Genomic DNA, 21,450 nt, shown 5'->3' with positions numbered 1-21,450 from the left:
GTCGTCCGACGGCGCCGCGATCGAGATGCGTGACGGCGACGACGAGGACTTGGAGCGTGCGGCGGCCAATCTCGGCATCAACCTGTCGAGGAACGAAGCGGCCACCGTCGACGATCTGGCGAACTAGGCGGTCGGCCGGATGCCGTCACCGGCGGCATCCGGCCCGCACCGCGCGGATTACCGGACGTGCTCGGCCGAGCGAAGTCTCGGCAGACACTCACTAGTGAACTTTTGCTCGAATTCGACCCGCACAGGGGAAAGGAAGTTACGTGCTAGACGTCAACTTCTTCGATGAACTCCGGATCGGCCTGGCCACCGCCGAGGACATCCGTCAGTGGTCCTACGGCGAGGTGAAGAAGCCGGAGACCATCAACTACCGCACGCTCAAGCCGGAGAAGGACGGCCTGTTCTGCGAGAAGATCTTCGGTCCCACCCGGGACTGGGAGTGCTACTGCGGCAAGTACAAGCGCGTCCGCTTCAAGGGCATCATCTGTGAGCGCTGTGGCGTCGAGGTGACTCGCGCCAAGGTGCGCCGCGAGCGCATGGGCCACATCGAACTGGCCGCTCCGGTCACCCACATCTGGTACTTCAAGGGCGTGCCCTCGCGCCTGGGCTACCTGCTCGACCTCGCGCCGAAGGATCTGGAAAAGATCATCTACTTCGCCGCCTACGTCATCGTGGCGGTCGACGAGGAACTGCGGCACAACGAGCTGTCCACGCTCGAGGCCGAGATGGAGGTCGAGAAGAAGGCGGTCGCCGATCAGCGCGACGCCGACCTCGAGGCCCGCGCCCAGAAGCTCGAGGCCGACCTGGCCGAGCTCGAGGCCGAAGGCGCCAAGTCCGACGTGCGCCGCAAGGTGAAGGACGGCGGCGAGCGGGAGATGCGCCAGCTCCGCGACCGCGCCCAGCGTGAGCTGGACCGGCTGGAGGAGATCTGGACCACCTTCACCAAGCTGGCGCCCAAGCAGCTCATCGTCGACGAGGTGCTCTACCGCGAGCTGGTCGACCGCTACGGCGAGTACTTCACCGGCGCCATGGGCGCGGAGTCGATCCAGAAGCTGATGGAGAGCTTCGACATCGAGGCCGAGGCCGAGTCGCTGCGCGAGACCATCCGCTCCGGCAAGGGCCAGAAGAAGCTGCGCGCGCTCAAGCGGCTCAAGGTCGTCGCGGCCTTCCAGGCCAACGGCAACTCGCCCATGGGCATGGTGCTCGACGCCGTTCCGGTGATCCCGCCGGAGCTGCGCCCGATGGTTCAGCTCGACGGTGGCCGCTTCGCCACCTCCGACCTGAACGACCTGTACCGTCGCGTGATCAACCGCAACAACCGCCTCAAGCGACTGATCGACCTCGGCGCGCCCGAGATCATCGTCAACAACGAGAAGCGGATGCTGCAGGAGTCCGTGGACGCCCTGTTCGACAACGGCCGCCGCGGCCGTCCGGTCACCGGACCGGGCAACCGTCCGCTCAAGTCGCTGTCCGACCTGCTCAAGGGCAAGCAGGGCCGGTTCAGGCAGAACCTGCTCGGTAAGCGCGTCGACTACTCGGGCCGTTCGGTCATCGTCGTCGGCCCGCAGCTGAAGCTGCACCAGTGCGGTCTGCCCAAGCTGATGGCGCTGGAGCTGTTCAAGCCGTTCGTGATGAAGCGCCTGGTCGACCTGAACCACGCGCAGAACATCAAGTCGGCCAAGCGGATGGTGGAGCGGCAGCGGCCGCAGGTGTGGGACGTCCTCGAAGAGGTCATCGCCGAACACCCGGTGCTGCTCAACCGCGCGCCCACGCTGCACCGCCTCGGTATCCAGGCCTTCGAGCCGCAGCTGGTGGAAGGCAAGGCCATCCAGCTGCACCCGCTGGTCTGTGAGGCGTTCAACGCCGACTTCGACGGTGACCAGATGGCCGTGCACCTGCCGCTGTCGGCGGAGGCGCAGGCCGAGGCACGCGTGCTGATGCTGTCGTCGAACAACATCCTGTCGCCCGCCTCCGGTCGGCCGCTGGCCATGCCGCGTCTGGACATGGTGACCGGCCTGTACTACCTGACCCGTCTGGAAGAGGGCGCGAAGGGTTCCTACGAGCCGGCCACCGCCGACGGTCCGGAGCGGGGCGTGTACTCCTCGCCCGCCGAGGCGCAGATGGCGGTGGACCGCGGTGAGCTCACCGTGCGTTCGCTGATCAAGGTCCGGCTGACCGACCAGCGTCCGCCGAAGGACGTCGAGGCGGAGCTGTTCCCGGAGGGCTGGCGTCGTGGCGACGCGTGGACCACCGAGACCACGCTGGGCCGGGTGCTGTTCAACGAGCTGCTGCCGGTGGACTACGCGTTCATCAACGAGCAGATGCCGAAGAAGCGTCAGGCGACGATCATCAACGATCTCGCCGAGCGCTACCCGATGATCGTGGTCGCCCAGACCGTCGACAAGCTCAAGGACGCGGGCTTCTACTGGGCCACGCGTTCCGGCGTGACGGTCTCCATGTCCGACGTGCTCGTGCCGCCGGAGAAGGCCGAGATCATGGAGCGCTACGAGGCGCAGTCGGATCAGATCGAGAAGAAGTACCAGCGTGGTGCGCTCGATCACCAGGAGCGCAACAACGCCCTGGTCAAGATCTGGCAGGAGGCGACCGAGGAGGTCGGTAGGGCGCTGCGCGCGCACTACCCGGCCGACAACCCGATCATCACGATCGTCGACTCGGGCGCCACGGGTAACTTCACCCAGACCCGTACCCTCGCCGGTATGAAGGGCCTGGTGACGAACCCGAAGGGTGAGTTCATCCCGCGGCCGATCAAGTCCTCCTTCCGTGAGGGCCTGACGGTTCTGGAGTACTTCATCAACACCCACGGCGCTCGTAAGGGTCTGGCCGACACCGCGCTGCGCACCGCCGACTCGGGTTACCTGACCCGTCGTCTGGTGGACGTCTCGCAGGATGTCATCGTGCGCGAGCACGACTGCGGCACCGAGCGCGGCATCGTGGTGCCGATCGCGGAGAAGCAGCTCGACGGCTCGATCATCCGCGACGCGCACGTGGAGACCTCCACCTACGCGCGCACGCTCGCGGCCGACGCGGTCGACGCGCAGGGCAACGTCATCGTGGCGAAGGGCGCCGACCTCGGCGATCCGGCGCTGGAGGCGCTGCTGGAGGCCGGTATCACCGAGGTGAAGGTCCGCTCCGTGCTGACCTGCACCACCGGTACCGGTGTGTGCGCGACCTGCTACGGCCGCTCGATGGCGACCGGCAAGCTGGTCGACATCGGTGAGGCCGTCGGTATCGTCGCCGCGCAGTCCATCGGTGAGCCCGGTACCCAGCTGACCATGCGTACCTTCCACCAGGGTGGTGTCGCGGGTGACGACATCACCGGCGGTCTGCCGCGTGTGCAGGAGCTGTTCGAGGCGCGCGTGCCGAAGGGCAAGGCGCCCATCGCCGAGGTCTCCGGTCGCGTGCGGCTGGAGGACGACGATCGCTTCTACAAGATCACCATCATCCCGGATGACGGTGGCGAAGAGGTTGTCTACGACAAGCTCTCGAAGCGGCAGCGTCTGCGGGTGTTCAAGCACGACGACGGCACCGAGCGTCTGCTCTCGGACGGTGACCACGTCGAGGTCGGCCAGCAGCTGCTGGAAGGCGCGGCGGATCCGCACGAGGTGCTGCGCATCATGGGCCCCCGTCAGGTCCAGGTCCACCTGGTCCACGAGGTCCAGGAGGTCTACCGCTCGCAGGGTGTGTCGATCCACGACAAGCACATCGAGGTGATCGTGCGCCAGATGCTGCGTCGCGTGACGATCATCGACTCGGGCGCCACGGAGTTCCTGCCCGGCTCGCTCACCGAGCGCGCCGAGTTCGAGGCCGCCAACCGTCGGGTCGTCGCCGAGGGCAACGAGCCCGCGGCGGGTCGTCCGGTGCTGATGGGTATCACCAAGGCGTCGCTGGCCACCGATTCGTGGCTGTCGGCGGCGTCCTTCCAGGAGACCACCCGAGTCCTGACGGACGCGGCGATCAACTGCCGCTCCGACAAGCTCATCGGCCTCAAGGAGAACGTGATCATCGGTAAGCTGATCCCGGCCGGTACCGGTATCAACCGGTACCGCAACATCCAGGTGCAGCCGACCGAGGAAGCCCGTGCCGCCGCGTACGCGGTGCCGTCCTACGACGACACCTACTACAGCCCGGACAGCTTCGGTCAGACCACCGGCGCCGCAGTCCCGCTCGACGACTACGGCTTCAGCGACTACCGGTAATCCGTCGCAACGAGATCGGCCCCCGCTTCCTTGTGGAGCGGGGGCCGAATTCGTTCGGTGACGGGTCCGTGGTGGACAACCGGGGCGGGAGGCAGTAGGAAAATAGAACAGGTTTCAGTTCTGCTCGGAGGTGGCGGTGGACGGCGCGGCGTTGGGTGATCTGGTGGTAGCCGGATTCCGGAAGCTCGGTTTCATCCAGTACGCGGGGATCGAGTGGGAGGAGTTCGCGGCGGGGCGGAACGTGGTGTCGATCGTGCCGCGGGCGCAGCATTTGAACCACAACGGAGATCTGCACGCCGCCGTGTTGTTCGGGATGGCGGAGACCGCCGCCATGGGTGCGTCGGTGTCGGGGATCGTCGATCTGATGGGGGAGACGTTCATCGTCGCCAAGGACGGACGCATCGAATACAAAGCCCGCGCGAAGGGGGACGCGGGGCCGTTCCGCGCCACTTCCGCGTTCTCCGCGCAGACGCTGGCGAAGATGCGGGCGGACATCGAGGCAAAAGTGCCGCTCGAACTCGACGTGCCGGTGGACATCACCGACAGCGCCGGAAAGACCGTGGCCGCAGCGATGTTCACGGCTGTGCTGCGTCCGCGCCGGGCCTGATCGCATCGAGACGCTCAGCCGGGCATGATTCGCGTCTGCGGCACCGCGCGTCGTGCGGAGGCCGCCGGGATGACGCTGCAGGCCCACGACGTGGGCACGCTTCGGCGGTGATGCCGCCTGGGTCATTCCGACACCGTGTGCCTCGGCGAGCGGCCGGTCCAGTTCGGCTGTGCGATCCGCCGGGCTTCGGCTCGTTCGGAGCGCGGCTCGGCCGCCGCGCTCCGAACGGACTCAGCGCTCGCTGTCGAGCGTCGCCATCAGCGGCGTGGCGTAGCGCTCGCCCGCGACCCGGTCGGCGGGCACGGCCGCTTCGATAGTGGACAACTCCTCGTCGGTGAACGAGAGGTCCAGCGCGCCCACCGCCTCCGCCCAGCGTTCGCGGCGGCGGGTGCCGATGAGCGGCACGATGTCCTCGCCGCGGGTCAGCGCCCACGCGATGGCCAGTTGCGCCACCGAGGCGTCCTTGCGCGCCGCGATCTCGTTCAGCGCGCGCACCAGTTCGAGATTCCGGTCCAGGTTCTCGCCTTGGAAGCGCGGGCTGTGGGCGCGGAAATCGTTCGGAGCGAAGGTGGCCCCGGGCGCGAACGCGTCGCTCAGCAGGCCCCGGGACAGCACGCCGTAGGCCGTGACGCCGATGCCGAGTTCGCGGCAGACGGGCAGGATCTGCTCCTCGATGCCACGGGAGAGCAGCGAGTACTCGATCTGCAGGTCCACGATGGGGTGTACGGCCGCCGCGCGCCGGATGGTGTCCGCGCCGACCTCGGACAGGCCGACATGACGCACGTACCCTGCTTCGATCAGCTCGCCGATGGCGCCGACGGTGTCCTCGATCGGCACGGCCGGATCGAGTCGTGCGGGGCGATAGATGTCGATGTAGTCGACGCCGAGCCGCTGGAGGCTGTAGGTCAGGAAATTGCGCAGCGCGGCGGGCCGGCTGTCCACGCCCGCGAAGGCGCCGTCGGGACCGCGCAGCGCGCCGAATTTCACGCTCAGCACCACGTCCTCGCGTGGACGTTCGGCGATGGCCTTGCCGATCAGCGTCTCGTTGTGTCCCGCGCCGTAGAAATCGCCGGTGTCGATCAGGTTGACGCCGGAATCCAGCGCCGCGTGGATGGTCGCGGTCGATTCGGCGTCGTCGGTCGCGCCGTACGCGCCGGACATGCCCATCGCCCCGAGGCCGATCCGGCCGACCGTCGGGCCGGTGGCCCCGAGCCGCACTTCGTGGATTTTCGTTGTCGTCATGGGACCAGCCTGAACCGTGCGCCGCCGCCGCGGGAGAGACCGTTTATCGGGGGAGTGGCGATCCCTGGCTGAGGGTGCCGTTTCCGAGGACAGTAAGGGCATGGACCGCGCCGAACTCGCCGATTTCCTGCGCCGCCGCCGAGAGCAGCTCACCCCCGCCGACGTCGGGTTGCCGCCGGGCGTCCGGCGGCGCACGCCGGGTCTGCGCCGCGACGAAGTCGCGCTGCTGGCGGGCATGTCGACGGACTACTACACCAGGCTGGAGCAGGCGCGCGGTCCGCGTCCGTCCACCCAGGTCCTCGCCTCGCTCGCGCGCGCCCTGCGTCTCGACAACGACGAACGCGACCATCTCTACCATCTGTGCGACCACGCGCCGCCGGGACGCGATGCGACCGACAAGCACGTGGGCCCCGGGCTGATGCACCTGCTCGCCAAGCTGGACGACACCGCGGCCACCGTCGTCACCGATCTCGGCGAGGTGCTCGTGCAGAACCGGATGCACACCTTGCTCGTCGGCGATCACGGTGACCGTCGTGGGTGGGAGCGGTACTACGCCCACCGCTGGTTCACCGACCCTTCGTCGCGCGCGCTCTTCCCCGAGGAGGACTGGGATCGGCTCGGCCGCAACCACGTCGCCGATCTGCGTGCCACGGCCGCGCGCCGTGCGGGCGACGCGGACGTGCTGGAGCTGGTGGCCGAGCTGCGTTCCGCGAGCGCCGAGTTCGACCGACTGTGGGACGAACATCAAGTGGCCGTGCGGCTTTCGGATATCAAGCGGATCCGGCATCCGCAGGTCGGCCTGATCGACGTCGTCTGCGAAACGTTGCTCACGCCCAACGCCGCCCAGCGCCTGCTGGTCTACCTGCCGCGGCCGGGCACGGACGCGGCCGAGAAGCTGGACCTGCTGCGCGTGATCGGCACGCAGCGGCTGACGCCCGTCGGCGGGCTCGACTAGGGCGCGGTGACGTACTCGAGCGCCGCGTCGACGGCGGGTTGCCCACCGCCGATGACGAATCCGGCCATCGCGCCGATCGCGGCGCCCGCCACCGCGGCGGCGGGCACCGTGATGAAGTCGATCACGAACAGGCCGAGCGGGAATCCGACGATGAAGCCGATGGCGGCGCCGATGCCCGCGCCCGCGAGGATGGTCGGCATGGCCTTCTCGGCCTCGGCGTAGAACCGCTCCTGGGCGCCGATGTCGCGCAGTGGGGTGTCGGTCATCGCGACCGGTGCGACGGTGAGCCGGTGGCCCGCGTCCTCGAGCACGGGGTCCAGGACCACGCGCTGATCACCGATGCGCAGCGTCATCGGCAGTGCGGCCACCACGTTGCCGTCGCGATCGGAGACCGTCACGACCCGGCCGTCGTGGGTCGATTCGAACGTCCCGTCCTGGATGGTGGCCACGGCGGCGCGCCGGTCGCTGGTGGCGGCGACCTCGTAGGCGACCTGGTGGAACGATCCGCGCAGGTCGAGCGGGGCGTCGGTGGGCGCGGGCTGTGCGTGCGCGGCGCTCGTGGTGAGTGCGGTGGCCGCCAGCGCGACCAGCGTCGTCGCGGTGAATCGAGAGGTCCTCATCGTGCTCTTTCCGTGTGCCGCCCCCGTGTCCGGTTCGTCGGGAAAAGATACCGCTCGGCGGCCCCGATCAGAAGGGGCTGAGCGACAGTTCTTCGCCGAGTCCGGTCGCGAAAGCCGCTGTCGTACATCGCGGCACAGTGGGGACGGGGCCGGTTGGGCGGCTTCCGCTGCGGCTGGATCCGCCGACGGCACGTCCCGGATCAGCGGTCGCGTCGCTGGTCCGGCCGGGTTTCGGAGCGGTGGGATTTCCCTCTTGACGTCCGCCCTCATCTCCGCAACACTGAACTAGATGGTTCAGTATGACTTCTTGGATGACTCCTTCGGGGCGCTCGCGGATCCCACCCGGCGTGGGATCCTGGAACGTCTCGGCAGTGGGCCCGCCACCGTCAGCGAGCTGGCGGAGCGCTTCGAGATGACGCTCACCGGCGTCAAGAAGCACATCCAGCTGCTGGAGGCGGCGGGCATGGTGGTCACGGAGAAGCGCGGCCGGGTGCGGTACTGCCGCCTCGGCGAGAACGTCTTCGACCGCGAAGTGGCCTGGATGCAGGGCTACCGGCGGATGGTGGAAGCGCGGCTGGACCGTCTCGGCGAATTCCTCGAGCGAACGGAGCAGGACCGATGAGCACAACCACGAACGACGCGGTCATCACGACCGACACCGACCGCACGATCCACATCGAGCGGATCTTCGATGCCCCGCGCGAGCGCGTGTGGGACGCCTACAGCCGGATCGAATTGCTCGCTCAGTGGTGGGGGCGCGGCAATCGGCTGGACATCGAGCGCTGGGAATTCCGTCCGGGTGGGCATTGGCGCTTCGTCGAGCACTCCGACGAGGGAGCCCATGGCTTCGAGGGCCGCTTCCGCGAGGTCACCCCGCAGGAGCGCATCGTGTACTCCTTCGAGTGGGACGGCATGCCCGCCCATGTGGCGATCGACAGCGTCAGCTTCGTCGACCTCGGCGACGACCGCACCAAGGTGGTCACCGACGGCCAGTTCCACACGCCGCAGGAGCGCGACGGCATGCTCCAGTCGGGCATGGAGACCGGGCTCAACGAGAGCTACCGCGCGCTGGACGCACTGCTCGCGCGCGGCTGAGCCCGGGCGCCTCGGCTCCGCTCACGGGTCGCGTGGGCGGAGTCGAAGGGGGCGGTGGAATCGGGTGTGTGCCGCGATCAGTCCCTGGCCGGACCGATCCGGCGCTTGCGCGGCTTCAGGTGTAGTCCGGGCAGGGGCGGCGCGGGAATGCGCTGTCGCGGGGTGTGGCCCGCGATGTCGGCGAACCGGGTGACATCGTGGTTCTCCCAATCCGCCCGGGCGGCGAGGATGTCCTCGTGGCTGCGGCCGACGAAGTTCCACCACATCACCAGTTCCTCGGTGAACGGTTCGCCGCCGATCAGGGCGAAGTGCGCGCCGCCTGTGGTGGCGAGCCGGAGTTCGTCGCGCTCGGTGCCCAGGTACAGCAGCGGGCCGGGAGCCAGTTCGTCGCCCGCGACGGTCATCTCGCCCTCGATCACCAGCACCGCGTGCTCGAAACGAGGGTCGAGCGGGAGGCCGACCTCGGCCCCGGGCTCCAACCGGACGTCGGCGCCGACGATGGGCGTGTAGGCGATCGCGGGTGAGGTCTTCCCGGCCAGGGATCCGATCAGCACGATCGCGCGGAGGCCGGGCGCCTCGACGACGGGCAGTTCCCGATACTGCTCGAAATGCGGAGCGATGCCGGTGTGGTCGCCCGGCAGCGCGATCCACAGCTGCAAGCCGTGTCCGGCGGGCGCGCCCGCAACGGCGTACTCGGAATGTGCGATGCCGCGTCCGGAGGTCATCAGATTCAGCTGACCGGGTTCGATCTGCACGTCCGAGCCCACCGAGTCGCGATGCCGGATCCGGCCCTCGAACGGCCAGGTCACCGTTTGCAGGCCGATGTGCGGATGCGGATCGATGTCCGGCGGCGCACCGGTCTTGGTGACCGTCGGCGCGCCGAAGTGGTCGAGGAAGCACCACGCGCCGACGGTCGGCAGGTCGCGTTGCGGCAGCACGCGTTCGACAAAAACGCCGCGCACCCCGCCGAGCGGCACCTCACGGGCCGGATACCGCTCCGCGACCGGCCCCGGACCCGGCGCGGGTTCGCAGAGCGTCTCGGCCGGGCGCGGATCCAGATCACTCACCGATCGACGCCCTTGCCGATCACGTGGGCGTCGTACTGAGGGTGCTTGTCCAGATACGCCTTGATGAACGGGCACACCGGCCGGATCACGCGCTCGCGCCCGACGGCGTCCTCGATGGCCTTCCGGGCCAGGACGGACCCGAGACCTTTCCCGGAGAACGCGCCGTCGACCTCGGTGTGCGTGAACACCGTCTCGTCGTCGCGTTCCTCGTAGTCGGCGAAGCCGGCCAGCTCCCCGCCGTAGAACACCTCGTAGCGATGCCGCTCGTCGTTGCGGACGACCTCGGACTCCGATGCCGATTCGCTCATGGTTCCCTTCTCCTTCCGGGCGCGTACCGGATGCCTGCTGAGAATCGAGACCCGGTTGAACGCGCCGATCGTGGTGGCCACCCAGACGACGACGGACAGCTGATCATCCGTCAGATGCCGGCGAGCCGAAGCGTACTCACGCTCGATGACGTTTTCGTCCGGAAGCATCGCCGTGATTTCCGCGATCGCGAGCACCGCCTGCTCGAACGGGGTGTACGTGCCGCCGCGCCGCCATCCGGGCAGCACCGCGATCTCCTGTTCGGTGACCCCGGCGGCCAGGGCGGCGCGGTAGTGCACATCCAGGCAGTACGCGCAGCCGTTGAGCTGGGAGACGCGCAGATTGATCAGTTCGATGATCCGGCGATCCAGCCCCACCGCCGCGCCCGCGGCCCTGACCTCGTTCGCGACGCCGTTGAGCGCGCGGAACGCGGCCGGCGTCTGCTTATCGATCCAGACGCGATCACGCGGCATTTCGGGCTTCATATTCGTGGGATGTTAGTCGCCGCCGGTGAACGGCGCGGAGCAGGCCACCGGATAAGCGGACTCCGGTCCGCCGGACCGTCGTACGGTCACTCGATCTCGGTGAACCGCCGCAGCTGGAACGGTTCGACGAGCACTTCCTGTAGCGCGGTGGCGAGAGCCTTCAGGTGCGGCGTCCGGAAGTGCGCGTCCAGCGCGTCGGCATCCGCCCACTCCTCCAGCAACACCATCCGGCTCGGATCGGTGGGATGCAGGTAGAGCTCGTAACGGATGCAGCCACCCTCCGCGAGCGTCGGCTCGATCATGCCTTGCAGCAGATCTCGCAGTTCCGCCTCGCGACCAGGCTTGGCGGTGAAGCGAACGTTCAGCGTCAACGTCGACATGGGCGTCTCCTGCTCTCGAGGAAGTGTTCCCGGCTCGTTGTCATACCTTGATCTCTTCGCTGTCGTGCGCGGTGACCACGTCCGGCTCGATCGCTCGCGCCTTGCCTTCGTACAGAGCGATCTTGTGGTCCAGCACGGCCAGAGTCTGACGAAGTTCATCGATCTTGGCGAGCACCTCGGCGCGGGTATCCCGGAACATCGCCAGCCGTTGCGGGAACGTCGCGTCTCCGGCCCGCACCAGCTCGGCATAGCGGAGCATGTCCGCCACCGACATGCCGGTCGTGCGCAGCCGCCCGATCAGTGCCAGCCATTCCAAGTCCCGGTCGCTGAACCGCCGCTTGCCGGTGTGGTCGCGCCCGATGTAGTCCATCAGGCCGATCCGTTCGTACCAGCGCAGCGTGTCCCGGCTCAGTCCCGATCGCTCGGACACCTCGCCGATCGAGTACCGGGGTTGCTCCCGGTCGTCGCGCGCGCTCGCGTATGGCGCGGTTTCGCTCATGCACTCGCCCTTCCCGTGGAACATCGACGACGCTAGTCACCTGGAGTGCACTCCAAGCAAGGGGCGGTATGTTCAGCTGCTGTAGTCGGGCAGTTGCTGGACCGCCCATTTGTTGCCGTCCGGATCGGCGAAGAAGGTGAACAGGCCCCAGCCGAGGTCCTGGACCGGAGTGGCATCCACGCCCGCGGCGATCAACTGCCGGTAGGCGTCCTCGGCGCTGGCCACCACCATCTGCATGCCTTGGACGCTGCCGGGCGCCGCGTCGGTGATGCCTTCGCCGAGGCAGATCGAGCAGCCGGAGCCGGGTGGGGTCAGCTGTACGAAGCGCAGGTTTTCATCGACCCGGTGATCGTGATCGGCATTGAAACCGATCTTGGTGTAGAAGTCCTTGGCGCGGTCGACGTCGGTCACCGGAATGGCGACGAGCTCGATTTTCCAGTCCATCCGGCGAGCATTCCATCAGCCGCCGACAAAGTCCCGGATTCCGGCCTACGCTGGGAACATGCCTGGAAAGGACATCGACCGGATCAGGGCTCGTTCGGCCTGGGCGACGGTCAGGGAAAGCCCGGTGATCACCGCGATCGCGATCGCGCCGTTCGCGATCGCGCTCGGCGTGGTGTGGTGGTTGTTCGGCGGTCTGGCCGCGTTCGCCCTGCTGCTCGTGCTCGGTGCGGGCGTTGTGGTCGGCGGCAGGTTACTGCGCTGACCGCGCGCGAGCCGCGTGCGGTCAGCGTGGGATGTGGAAATGCGTCAGTTCGCCGGTCCCCGGATCGATGTCCGCCCAATCGCGGTCGAAGCGCAGCACCGCGAGTGCTGAGGTCGGGAACTTCCGGCTGAGCTCGACGGCCGGGGCACTGTCGCGGTTGCTCGCCAATTCCCAAGCCGTCCACGGCATGCCGGGCGCGTGCCCGATCACCAGCAGGGTGGCCACGTCGTCGTCGCCGAGGCGGACCAGTTCGATCAGCGTCTCCGGGGCGGCCTCGTAGATCCCGGGTTCGAAGACGGCCGGCGCGGTGACGCCGGTGGCCGACAGCGTCTCCCTGGTCCGTGTCGCGGTGGAGCAGCGCACGGCGTCGATCGGCGGTTGAGTAGCTCGCAGCCACCGACCCGCCAGTCCCGCCTCGCGTCTGCCCCGCGGCGCCAACGGCCGCTCGTGATCGTCGACGCCCTCGGGATAGGCCGACTTACCGTGCCGCATGAGGATCAGAGTCCGCGCCATGGAGATACGGTAAGGCCTCCGGGCGAGAGGTCTCGACCACACTCGAGGCAAACTGAAAGCGGCATCACATCACGTGCTCTCGCGGGCGATCCCCGCGGCGGACGTGACGGACGCCGCTCATCTGTCCACCACAACCCCATGGGTGGCCACGGCCCACGTACTTCTTCGAGGATCAGCACAATATGGCCTACGTAATCACGCAGCGTTGTTGCAACGACGCCAGCTGCGTCTCCGAGTGCCCGGTCGACTGCATCCGTCCCACGCCGGACCAGCCGGAGTTCGCGACGACCGAGATGCTCTACATCGACCCCGACACCTGTATCGACTGCGGCGCCTGTGTCGACGCGTGCCCGGTGGAGGCCATCTTCTCCGAGGACGACCTGACCGCTTCGCTGGCGCGATTCCGCGACATCAACGCCGACTATTTCCAACGGCATCCGCTGGAATCGAACTTCGACCCGATCGTCACCCCCGCGCGTCCGCCGAAGGAGCTGGGCACCCTGCGCGTCGCGATCGTCGGCGCCGGGCCCGCGGCCTGCTACGCCGCCGACGAACTGCTGCGCAGGGCCGACGTGGAAATCGAGATGTTCGACCGGCTGCCCACCCCGTGGGGCCTGGTCCGGGCAGGCGTCGCGCCCGACCATCCGGGCACCAAGACCGTCTCGGGCATGTTCGAGTCCGCCTTCCGCCGTGAGACGCTGCAGTACTACCTCAATGTCGAAGTGGGCACCCACATCTCGCATGAGGAACTGCTGCGCCACCACCACGCGGTGATCTACGCCGTCGGCGCCTCCAGCGACCGGAAGATGGGCGTCCCTGGCGAGGACCTGCCGGGCAGCCACTCCGCCACCGAGTTCGTCGCCTGGTACAACGGCCACCCCGACTACGCCGACCGGACCTTCGACCTGTCCGGGGAGCGGGCGGTGATCGTCGGCAACGGCAACGTCGCGCTGGACGTGGCGCGCGTGCTGACCGTCGACCCGGACGAACTCGCCAAGACCGACATCGCCGACCACGCGCTGGACGCCCTCCGGCAGAGCAATATCCGCGAAGTGGTCGTGCTGGGCAGGCGCGGCCCGCTGCAAGCGGCCTACACCTCCCCGGAGTTCCTCGCCCTCGCGCATCTGAAGGGCGTCGACGTCATCGTCGAGGAGACCGACCTGGCACTGGACCACGCCAGCCAGGCGATCGTGGACGACCCGCAGGTCGAGCCGTCGCTGAAACTGAAGTACACCCTCGCCCAGGAGTACGCGGGCGGTCGCCGGGCCGAAGGCAACAAGCGGATCGTGTTCCGCTATCTCACCTCGCCCACCGCGCTCACCGGCACCGACCGGGTCGAGTCCATCGAGATCGTGCACAACGAGCTGTTCGAGGAAGACGGTCAGCTCGTCGCACGGCCGACCGACCGCACCGAGAGCATCGGCACCTCGCTGGTTCTGCGGTCGATCGGGTACCGCGGCGAGCGGGTCGGTGAACTGCCGTTCGACGAGCGGCGGGGTGTCGTGCCGAACGAGCACGGCCGGGTTATCGCCGACGACGGAACCATGCTCAGCGGCGTGTACGTCAGCGGGTGGATCAAGCGTGGCCCGCGCGGTGTGATCGGTTCGAACCGGATCGACTCCGAGGAGACGGTGGAGCTGCTGCTCGCCGACTTCACCGCGGGCAAACTCGCCGCGCCGCAGGCCGACCGCGCCGCGCTGCGGGCCCTGCTCGCCGAGCGCCAGGCCGACTTGGTCGACCGGGCGGGCTGGCGAGCGATCGACCAGGCGGAGAAGACCGCGGGCAAGTCCGCAGGCCGCCCGCGCGTCAAATTCACCACCCGCGAAGACCTGCTCAAAGCCGCCCGCGGCTGACGATGCAGGAGGCCGGTCGGAACACCGCGTTCCGACCGGCCCGGTTCCCTGGCCCCGACCGAGCCGTGCGGCAAATCTCGTCGCCTGACGTCACGACTGCGCCGACCGGGTCTCGCCGGAACCGGCCAACCGATTTCGCAAGAACATGGGTAACTCGCCGGGTACGCCCGAAACCCGAGCGGCACCCGACGCAGGACCTGCACGGGAATCCCGTATCCCCGACTGGTATGGCCTGAAAACCCGGAGAGGCGGGGGAGCCTAAAACCCTGGAGAGGCGGGAGCGCCGGGTAAGGGCATGATGCGGACCACGGTGGTGGTGGTCCCACCGACCACGAACCACAGCCGGAGCACCGGCTGCCCGGTGCGATCTCCCGGCTCGTACCGGCTGCGCACGCTCACGTGCTGGCGGGCCAGCACCGGCGCCACGTATTCGATCACCGCGCGGTGCGGGCCCGCGAGCAGCTTGGGATATTCGACCAGGAACTGTTCCACCGCTTGCCAGTAACAGGCGTTGTTGACGTGGTTGTACTGGTCGATGTCGGTGGCGCGTACCGGGAACGGCAGGTCGGTGTCGGACTCCGGCGGCGTGGCGTCGGTCAGATAGGGCCGCCACCGCAAACGGTGCTCGCCGGAGGTGCGCGCGAGGTAGGCGAGGCCCTCGTCGCTGATCCGCGCGGGCATGCCGGTGGACTCGCTGATATTGATCCAGAAGCCCTCGGTCTCGATCAGGCCGCCGTTTCCGCTGGTGATCCGCACGCGCATGTTGGTCCACCGGGTGGACATCGCCGAGCACCACCGCAGCAACTGCACCTCGTCCGGCCACAGAATCGGCCGGATGACGTCGATGACCGTGCGCCGGATGATCCAGTTCGGGTCGGTCCGATGGAAGAACGTCTTATGCAGGTTTTCCCAGGCGATATCTTGCAAGTAGCGGGCGACGGCATCGAACCGCAACCGGTCGTAGGGATCCACATCACCAGCCCGGATGGGCCACGCCGAAGTAAAGCCCATGCCCTCCTGGGGAAGCGGGGCGAGTGGCTGATCGAGTGACACTTGTGCTCCTCGCGCTGCACGGTGTGCCGCGTTTCTTCATGCGGTGCTGTTGTGACGACTTTACGGGGCGTACGTCACACCCTCGCGTCGAGCCGTCCCTACCTCCTTAATAGTCCGTCAGCCGGGTCGTGGGCCAGCAAAAATGGGGTTTTCTGTGCGCGGCACCGGTACGCGATCATGCGCGCTCGGCAGTCGGCGGGCGCAGGCCCTGGCCGTGAGCGGGTCAGTAGCCCTGGTACGCGCCGCCCGAGTTGACCGCGGCGACACCGGGGACGTTGCCGAGCGACCCGTAGCGATCGATGGAGTAGCGCACTCCGGCGATGATGTTGTCGACCGGGTTCCAGACGTCGTCGTGGCCGGGCGCCTTGTAGGCGTTGAACGTGCTGTCGATGGTCTGCATGAGACCCTTCGACGGATGTCCGGCCACCCAGTTGCTGTCCCAGCGGTTCTCCGCGTAAGGATTGCCCGCGGATTCGTGCTCGATGATCAGGGCGATGGCTCGTTCATCGATGTCGGCGGGGTCGTACCCCATCGCGATGAGTTTCTGCTTCGCCTCGGCGATCCATCGCGCGACGTCACCGCTGGGCAGCGGGCCGGTCGGCGCGGACGAACTCGGCCCGCCGTGATACGGCGTTCCCGACGACGTGCCGTGGGATGTTCCCGAGTCGTGGTGCCCGGACATCAGCTGGCTCGACCGATCCGGTGAAGGCGCGGAGACCGGGGTTCCCGACGCGGCGGCCGGTGTGGTGGCGGCGGGCGCGGTGGGGGCCGCGGGTACGTTCGCGCTCGGCTCACCGAGCCCGGCGAACGCCGCCTCCAATTTGCCTGCCGCGCCGTCGACCTGTGTCTCGGCTCGGTTCGCCACATCTTCGGCGGTCTTCAAGGCGTTGGTCAGCTCCCACGTCCGCGAGGCCGCCTGGAGCGCTTCCTGGAAGACCAGCTCCTCGACGTCGGCCTTGTCCGCGTGCGCCCGGAGGTAGTCGATTCGCGTCTTGGCATCGACGGTGCCGTTGGGCGCGACATCGAAGGGCGGCGTCTGGTTCAGTGCGTCGTCGCGCAGGCTCAGTACCTTGGCCTTCGCCTCGGTCAGGTTCTGCACCTGGGTGGTGAGCGCGGTCTTCAACTCGAGTAGCGCGGCGCTCACCGCGGAGGCGCGCGTCTTCTCGGTCTGCATCCGGGCGTTCGCCGCGTCGCCGGCGGATCCGGACCACTGCTTCGTGTCGGCGAGCGCTTTCGTGTCGTCCGCGCCCTTGCCGACCGCGTTGTCCAGCCCCTGCGACATCCGTTCGGCGAGCGCGCCCGCCGCCGAAAGCTGTTCCGGCTGCCAGTTCTCGACGTCTGGAATGGTGAGCGTCATGGCAGCTGGAGCCCTATGGCGCGCAGCTTCGCCGCGAAGTCGTCCTCGGCCAGTTCGTACTTGCCCGCCGCGTTGTGCAGGTTGTCGGCGATGGTGGTCAGGCGCGATCCGATCCGCTCCAGGCAGCGGTGCGCGGCGTCGTTCGCGCGCTGGGCCACCGGACCGAAATCGGTGCCGGGCAGCGCGCCCACCGCGACGCCGAGACCCTCGCCTGCGCCGAGGTCGGTGACCGACGTGGCCTCCGTGCGCAGCGCCTGCGCGAAGGAGCGCAGCGCCGCCGGGTCGACCTGCATCGTCGTCGCAGGTTGTGACTGGTTTTGCTCGACCATGAATCCCCCTTCCCTCCCGACCGCGAGGTCGCGGCCAGCATAGCAAAATCGGGCGTCCGGACGGGCGTGCTCGGGGGGCGCCCGTTATGTTGTCGGTGTGGCGCCGGCGCGGATCAGGCCGGGGCGAGGACAGAGAGGTCGGCACATGCGCGCAGCCCAGGTCAGCAAGCTGGAGGGACCGGAAGCGGTTCGGATCGTCGATATCCCCGAGCCCGCGGTCTTCCCGGGCGGCGTCGTGATCGACGTGCACGCGGCGGGCGTGGCCTTCCCGGACGTGCTGATGACGCGCGGCCTCTACCAGATGAAGCCCGAATTGCCGTTCGTCGTGGGCGGCGAGGTCGCGGGCATCGTCCGGGAGGCTCCCGAGGACGCGCACGTGCGGCCGGGTGACCGGGTGGTCGCGCTGACCATGCTCGGCAACGCGATGGCCGAGACGGCCGTCACGCCAACCCAGATGGTCTTCCGGCTCCCCGACAACGTCTCGCTGGAGGCGGGCGCAGGCATCCTGTTCAACGACCTGACCGTGCACTTCTGCCTGCGCACCAGGGGCAGGCTGGCGGAGGGGGAGACGGTGCTGGTGCACGGCGCCGCGGGCGGCATCGGCACCTCGACGCTGCGGCTGGCGGCCGCGCTGGGTGCGGGCCGGGTGATCGCCGTGGTGAGCACCGAGGAGAAGGCCGAGGTCGCGCGCGCCAACGGCGCCACCGATGTGGTGCTGACCGACGGCTGGCTGGCGGCGGTGAAGGAGCTGACCGGTGGTCGCGGCGTGGACATCGTCCTGGATCCGGTCGGCGGTGACCGTTTCACCGACAGCATCCGTTCGCTCGCCTCGGCGGGCCGGTTGCTGGTCGTCGGCTTCACCGCGGGGGAGATCCCGACCGTGAAGGTCAACCGGCTGCTGCTGAAGAACGTCGAGGTGACCGGCGCGGCGTGGGGCGAATGGGTGATGTCGCATCCCGGCTACCTGCAGGAGCAGTGGGCCGAGGTGGAGCCGCTGCTGGCCGCCGGCAAGATCGCGCCGCCGCAACCGGTGCTGTACCCGCTGGACAAAGCCGCGGAGGCGGTCGCCTCGCTGGACAACCGGACGGCCACCGGCAAGGTCGTGGTCACCCTGCGCTGACTCGTCCGGTCCGCCCCCAGTCATGAAACTGTCCAACCGGGTATTGAACCGGACCCTGCTGGCTCGCCAGCATCTGCTCGAGCGCTCGTCGTGGACGGCGCACGAAATGTGTGATCATCTCGTCGGATTGCAGGCGCAGGATTCGCCGCCGCCGTTCGTCGGATTGTGGAGCCGCATAGCGGCTTTCGATCCGTCGACGGTGTCGGACGCGCTGGAGGACCGCTCGCTGGTCCGGATCACCTTGATGCGCGGCACCATTCATCTGGTCACGCCGCCCGACGCGCTGCGGATCGCGCCCCATGTGCAGCCGGAACTGGAGAAAGCGCCCTTCCGCAAGGGCTTCAACTACGGCGCCATGGTCGGACTCGATCCGGAGGAGGTGCGCGGGCAGGGCGAAGCGGTGCTCGGTGACGAGCCGATGTCGGCGGCGGACCTGCGCGCCCACGCCGCCGAGCGCTACCCCGACCGCGACCCGGGCGCGGTGGTGCAGACCTGGCTGTATCAGCTGCCGGTGTTGCAGACCCCGCCGCGCGGGAAGTGGAAGAACAGCAGCAGGCCGATCTGGTCGCGGGTCGAGCCCTGGTTGGGCGCGCCGCTGGACCCCACATATCCGTTGGCGGAGCTGATCTTTCGCTACCTGCGTGCGTTCGGTCCGGCGAGCACCATGGACATGCAGACCTGGTCGAAGCTGCCCGGGATGAAGAAGGCCGTCGCCGAACTCGGCGATCGGGTGCGCACCTACACCGACGAGCGCGGCCGCACGCTCTACGACGTCGCCGACGGCGCGCTGGCCGATCCGGACGTCCCCGCTCCGGTGCGGCTGCTCGGCTGGTACGACAACGTTCTGTTGTCGCACCAGGATCGGACGCGGATCGTGCCCGACGGCGCCGCTCCTCCGCTGCGCGCGTTCGCGGCTCAGGTCTCTCCGGTGCTGGTCGACGGCTTTCTCGCGGGCCTTTACAAGGTCTTCGCGGATGCGAAGTCCGCCCGGCTGCGCATCAGCCCGACCCGGAGCTGGACGAACGCGGAGCGCGCGGAGGTCGAGGCCGAGGCGCACGCTCTGCTCGCCTTCTCGGAGGAGGGCAAGCGGGGAAGCGTGGAAATCCTCGACGTGCGCGCCGACCTGCGCCCCTGAGCCGGATCGGTTACGGCTCCCGGGCTGGACGATAGGCGGGCGCCTTGGTGGTGCCGGTCGGGCTCAGCGTGCGCAACAGCGGCAGCGCCCGGCGTTCGACCACGGTGGACAGCACGATGACGCTGTGCGAGCGCACCACCGATGAGGTCCGGTCGATGCTCAGCAGCACCGCCTGCAACCCGGCGTGCGAGTCGGCGCCGATCCGGCACAGCACGTCGCCGGTGCCGGTGGTGGCGTAGGCCTCCAGCACCCCGGGGATGGCGTCGAGTTCGGCGGCCACCGCGTCCAGCGCGCCCTGGGCGATCTCCAGCGTGACGAACGCCTGCACGTCGAACCCCGCCGCGGTGACGTCGATCTGCGGGTCGTAGGAGGCGATCACGCCCGACTCCTCCATGCGCGCGATCCGGGACTGCACCGTGGCCCTGGCGACCCTGGTCCGGCGGGACAGCTCGAGAATGCCCGCCTTTTGGTACTCGTGCATCGCGGTGAGGATGGCGAGGTCGAGTTCGTCGAGCTTCGCCGATGTGCGCGCCATGGCGGCCTCCGTTCGGGCACCGGGAGGGGCTTGCTGCCCGTCCCCTCGATGCTATTCAAATTGTCCAGCACCATGCGCCATTTGCTAGACGAATTCGCCACCCTGCCTATCCGGATCAGACGCTGTTGCCTATCCGGCGGACCCGGCGATTTCCTTGGTCCATGACCATCGAGCACTTGCCGGGCGCCCGGTCCGGCGCCGTCCCCAGCGACGGCGAGCTGCGCACGCTCGTGGGGTTGGTAGACCACGACGACAGCGGTGACCCGTTTCCGGTCATCGGGTGGGACGCCCTGGTCTGGGTGGTGGGCAACGCCACGCAGACCGCGCACTTCCTGGAATCCGCCTTCGGGATGCGGTTGGAGGCGTATTCGGGTCCGGAGACCGGCAATCGCGACCACAAGGCGTTCGTTCTGCGCAGCGGCGCGGCGCGCTTCGTGATCACCGGAGCGGTGCATGCGGACAGTCCGCTGGTCGCCCACCACGATCGGCACGGCGACGGCGTGGTCGACATCGCCCTCGAAGTACCCGACGTCGACCGATGTGTCGCGTGGGCGCGCGCACACGGCGCGAAAGTACTGGTCGAACCGCACGACGACACCGACGACTTCGGCACGGTCCGCTCGGCCGCGCTGGCCACCTATGGCGAGACCAGGCATACCTTGGTCGACCGGTCCGGCTACTTCGGGCCCTACCTGCCCGGTTATGTCGCCCGCCGCTCCCACTATCAACGGCGCGACGGCGCGCCCGCCCGGCTGTTCCAGGCGATCGACCACGTCGTTGGCAACGTGGAACTCGGGCAGATGGACGAGTGGGTCGAGTTCTACCGGCGGGTCATGGGGTTCACGAACATGGCCGAATTCGTCGGCGACGATATCGCCACCGAGTATTCGGCGCTGATGAGCAAGGTCGTCGCCAACGGAAACCACCGGGTGAAGTTCCCCCTCAACGAGCCGGCCATCGGCAAGAAGCGCTCGCAGATCGACGAGTATCTGGAGTTCTACCGCGGCCCCGGCGTCCAGCACATCGCGCTCGCCACCAACGACATCCTGACCTGCGTGGACGCCTTGCGCCGGGAGGGCGTCGAATTCCTGGAGACCCCCGCCGCCTATTACGAGGACCCGGAACTACGCGCCCGCATCGGCAGGGTCCGCGTCCCGGTCGAGGAACTCCAGCGCCGTGGCATCCTGGTCGACCGCGACGAGGACGGTTACCTGTTGCAGATCTTCACCAGGCCGCTCACCGACCGCCCTACGGTCTTCTTCGAACTGATCGAGCGCCACGGCTCCCTCGGCTTCGGCAAGGGCAATTTCAAGGCCCTGTTCCAGGCGATCGAACGCGAGCAGGAGGCCAGGGGCAATCTGTGATCGGGG

The 21,450-nt window shown here is 68.3% G+C and carries 22 protein-coding genes; 10 read left to right on the top strand and 12 right to left on the bottom strand.

What is annotated here, in order from left to right:
• The first annotated feature begins 269 nt into the window (after positions 1-269).
• Positions 270-4,223, top strand: a complete 3,954-nt coding sequence (locus ON29_RS25825) for a DNA-directed RNA polymerase subunit beta' (RefSeq protein WP_040870291.1) — start codon at positions 270-272, stop codon at positions 4,221-4,223.
• 136 nt (positions 4,224-4,359) lie between these two features.
• Positions 4,360-4,830, top strand: coding sequence for a PaaI family thioesterase (locus tag ON29_RS25820; RefSeq protein ID WP_040870299.1), 471 nt, complete (start codon positions 4,360-4,362; stop codon positions 4,828-4,830).
• 231 nt (positions 4,831-5,061) lie between these two features.
• Here ON29_RS25820 and ON29_RS25815 read toward each other — a convergent pair whose 3' ends face one another.
• Positions 5,062-6,072, bottom strand: coding sequence for an aldo/keto reductase (locus ON29_RS25815; protein ID WP_040870290.1), 1,011 nt, complete (start codon positions 6,070-6,072; stop codon positions 5,062-5,064).
• A 100-nt stretch (positions 6,073-6,172) separates the two neighbouring features.
• Here ON29_RS25815 and ON29_RS25810 point away from each other — a divergent pair, with 100 nt between their 5' ends.
• Complete coding sequence (locus tag ON29_RS25810; RefSeq protein ID WP_040870289.1) at positions 6,173-7,027, top strand: helix-turn-helix transcriptional regulator; 855 nt, start codon at positions 6,173-6,175, stop codon at positions 7,025-7,027.
• On the opposite strand, the gene ON29_RS25805 is transcribed toward ON29_RS25810, so the two are convergent.
• Positions 7,024-7,647 (bottom strand): DUF8020 domain-containing protein, encoded by a 624-nt coding sequence (locus tag ON29_RS25805; protein WP_040870288.1) that lies wholly within the window; start codon positions 7,645-7,647, stop codon positions 7,024-7,026. The two genes, ON29_RS25810 and ON29_RS25805, sit on opposite strands and share 4 nt — an antisense overlap.
• Before the next feature lie 289 nt (positions 7,648-7,936).
• Between ON29_RS25805 and ON29_RS25800 the strand changes: the two genes are divergently transcribed.
• Positions 7,937-8,269 carry an ArsR/SmtB family transcription factor gene (locus tag ON29_RS25800; RefSeq protein WP_040870286.1) on the top strand — a complete coding sequence of 111 codons (333 nt, stop codon included), beginning with the start codon at positions 7,937-7,939 and terminating at the stop codon, positions 8,267-8,269.
• Positions 8,266-8,742, top strand: coding sequence for an SRPBCC family protein (locus tag ON29_RS25795; RefSeq protein ID WP_040870285.1), 477 nt, complete (start codon positions 8,266-8,268; stop codon positions 8,740-8,742). Before ON29_RS25800 ends, ON29_RS25795 begins: the two co-directional genes overlap by 4 nt.
• Before the next feature lie 77 nt (positions 8,743-8,819).
• Here ON29_RS25795 and ON29_RS25790 read toward each other — a convergent pair whose 3' ends face one another.
• From ON29_RS25790 to ON29_RS25770, 5 genes are all read right to left on the bottom strand, one after another.
• Positions 8,820-9,809: a pirin family protein gene (locus ON29_RS25790; RefSeq protein WP_040870284.1), complete on the bottom strand. Its 990-nt coding sequence runs from the start codon at positions 9,807-9,809 to the stop codon at positions 8,820-8,822.
• A complete protein-coding gene (locus tag ON29_RS25785; protein WP_217999297.1) occupies positions 9,806-10,588 on the bottom strand; it encodes a GNAT family N-acetyltransferase in 783 nt (260 codons plus the stop codon). The genes ON29_RS25790 and ON29_RS25785 overlap by 4 nt, the downstream gene beginning before the upstream one ends.
• Before the next feature lie 98 nt (positions 10,589-10,686).
• Positions 10,687-10,980, bottom strand: coding sequence for a putative quinol monooxygenase (locus ON29_RS25780; protein ID WP_040870280.1), 294 nt, complete (start codon positions 10,978-10,980; stop codon positions 10,687-10,689).
• A 40-nt stretch (positions 10,981-11,020) separates the two neighbouring features.
• Positions 11,021-11,479, bottom strand: coding sequence for a MerR family transcriptional regulator (locus ON29_RS25775; RefSeq protein ID WP_040870279.1), 459 nt, complete (start codon positions 11,477-11,479; stop codon positions 11,021-11,023).
• Positions 11,480-11,551: 72 nt separating this feature from the next.
• On the bottom strand, positions 11,552-11,923 hold the full coding sequence (locus ON29_RS25770; RefSeq protein ID WP_040870277.1) for a glyoxalase superfamily protein: 372 nt from the start codon (positions 11,921-11,923) through the stop codon (positions 11,552-11,554).
• 58 nt (positions 11,924-11,981) lie between these two features.
• On the opposite strand from ON29_RS25770, the gene ON29_RS25765 reads away from it, so the two are divergent.
• Positions 11,982-12,185, top strand: coding sequence for a hypothetical protein (locus ON29_RS25765; RefSeq protein WP_040870275.1), 204 nt, complete (start codon positions 11,982-11,984; stop codon positions 12,183-12,185).
• 21 nt (positions 12,186-12,206) lie between these two features.
• On the opposite strand, the gene ON29_RS25760 is transcribed toward ON29_RS25765, so the two are convergent.
• Positions 12,207-12,698 (bottom strand): SixA phosphatase family protein, encoded by a 492-nt coding sequence (locus ON29_RS25760; protein ID WP_040870273.1) that lies wholly within the window; start codon positions 12,696-12,698, stop codon positions 12,207-12,209.
• Positions 12,699-12,880: 182 nt separating this feature from the next.
• Here ON29_RS25760 and ON29_RS25755 point away from each other — a divergent pair, with 182 nt between their 5' ends.
• A complete protein-coding gene (locus ON29_RS25755; RefSeq protein WP_040870271.1) occupies positions 12,881-14,551 on the top strand; it encodes an FAD-dependent oxidoreductase in 1,671 nt (556 codons plus the stop codon).
• A gap of 258 nt (positions 14,552-14,809) precedes the next feature.
• On the opposite strand, the gene ON29_RS25750 is transcribed toward ON29_RS25755, so the two are convergent.
• From ON29_RS25750 to ON29_RS25740, 3 genes are all read right to left on the bottom strand, one after another.
• A complete protein-coding gene (locus ON29_RS25750) occupies positions 14,810-15,604 on the bottom strand; it encodes an acyl-[acyl-carrier-protein] thioesterase (RefSeq protein ID WP_040870270.1) in 795 nt (264 codons plus the stop codon).
• Between the two features lie 223 nt (positions 15,605-15,827).
• The gene (locus tag ON29_RS25745) at positions 15,828-16,961 is read right to left on the bottom strand and encodes a transglycosylase SLT domain-containing protein (protein ID WP_040870269.1); all 1,134 of its coding nucleotides are present in this window, start codon (positions 16,959-16,961) and stop codon (positions 15,828-15,830) included.
• Complete coding sequence (locus tag ON29_RS25740) at positions 16,958-17,290, bottom strand: type VII secretion target (RefSeq protein WP_051175590.1); 333 nt, start codon at positions 17,288-17,290, stop codon at positions 16,958-16,960. The genes ON29_RS25745 and ON29_RS25740 overlap by 4 nt, the downstream gene beginning before the upstream one ends.
• A gap of 145 nt (positions 17,291-17,435) precedes the next feature.
• On the opposite strand from ON29_RS25740, the gene ON29_RS25735 reads away from it, so the two are divergent.
• A complete protein-coding gene (locus tag ON29_RS25735; protein WP_040870267.1) occupies positions 17,436-18,410 on the top strand; it encodes an NADPH:quinone oxidoreductase family protein in 975 nt (324 codons plus the stop codon).
• A 22-nt stretch (positions 18,411-18,432) separates the two neighbouring features.
• Positions 18,433-19,545, top strand: a complete 1,113-nt coding sequence (locus ON29_RS25730; RefSeq protein ID WP_040870264.1) for a winged helix DNA-binding domain-containing protein — start codon at positions 18,433-18,435, stop codon at positions 19,543-19,545.
• A 10-nt stretch (positions 19,546-19,555) separates the two neighbouring features.
• On the opposite strand, the gene ON29_RS25725 is transcribed toward ON29_RS25730, so the two are convergent.
• Complete coding sequence (locus ON29_RS25725) at positions 19,556-20,080, bottom strand: Lrp/AsnC family transcriptional regulator (protein ID WP_040870262.1); 525 nt, start codon at positions 20,078-20,080, stop codon at positions 19,556-19,558.
• Between the two features lie 161 nt (positions 20,081-20,241).
• Here ON29_RS25725 and hppD point away from each other — a divergent pair, with 161 nt between their 5' ends.
• Complete coding sequence (gene hppD / locus ON29_RS25720) at positions 20,242-21,444, top strand: 4-hydroxyphenylpyruvate dioxygenase (protein ID WP_040870260.1); 1,203 nt, start codon at positions 20,242-20,244, stop codon at positions 21,442-21,444.
• Positions 21,445-21,450 lie beyond the last annotated feature (6 nt).

Origin of the sequence: Nocardia exalbida NBRC 100660, from assembly GCF_000308575.1 — a bacterium.
Lineage (GTDB): Bacteria > Actinomycetota > Actinomycetes > Mycobacteriales > Mycobacteriaceae > Nocardia > Nocardia exalbida.
The sequence above is the reverse complement of the archived record's forward strand: the minus strand, read 5'-3'. Positions and strand labels throughout refer to the sequence as shown.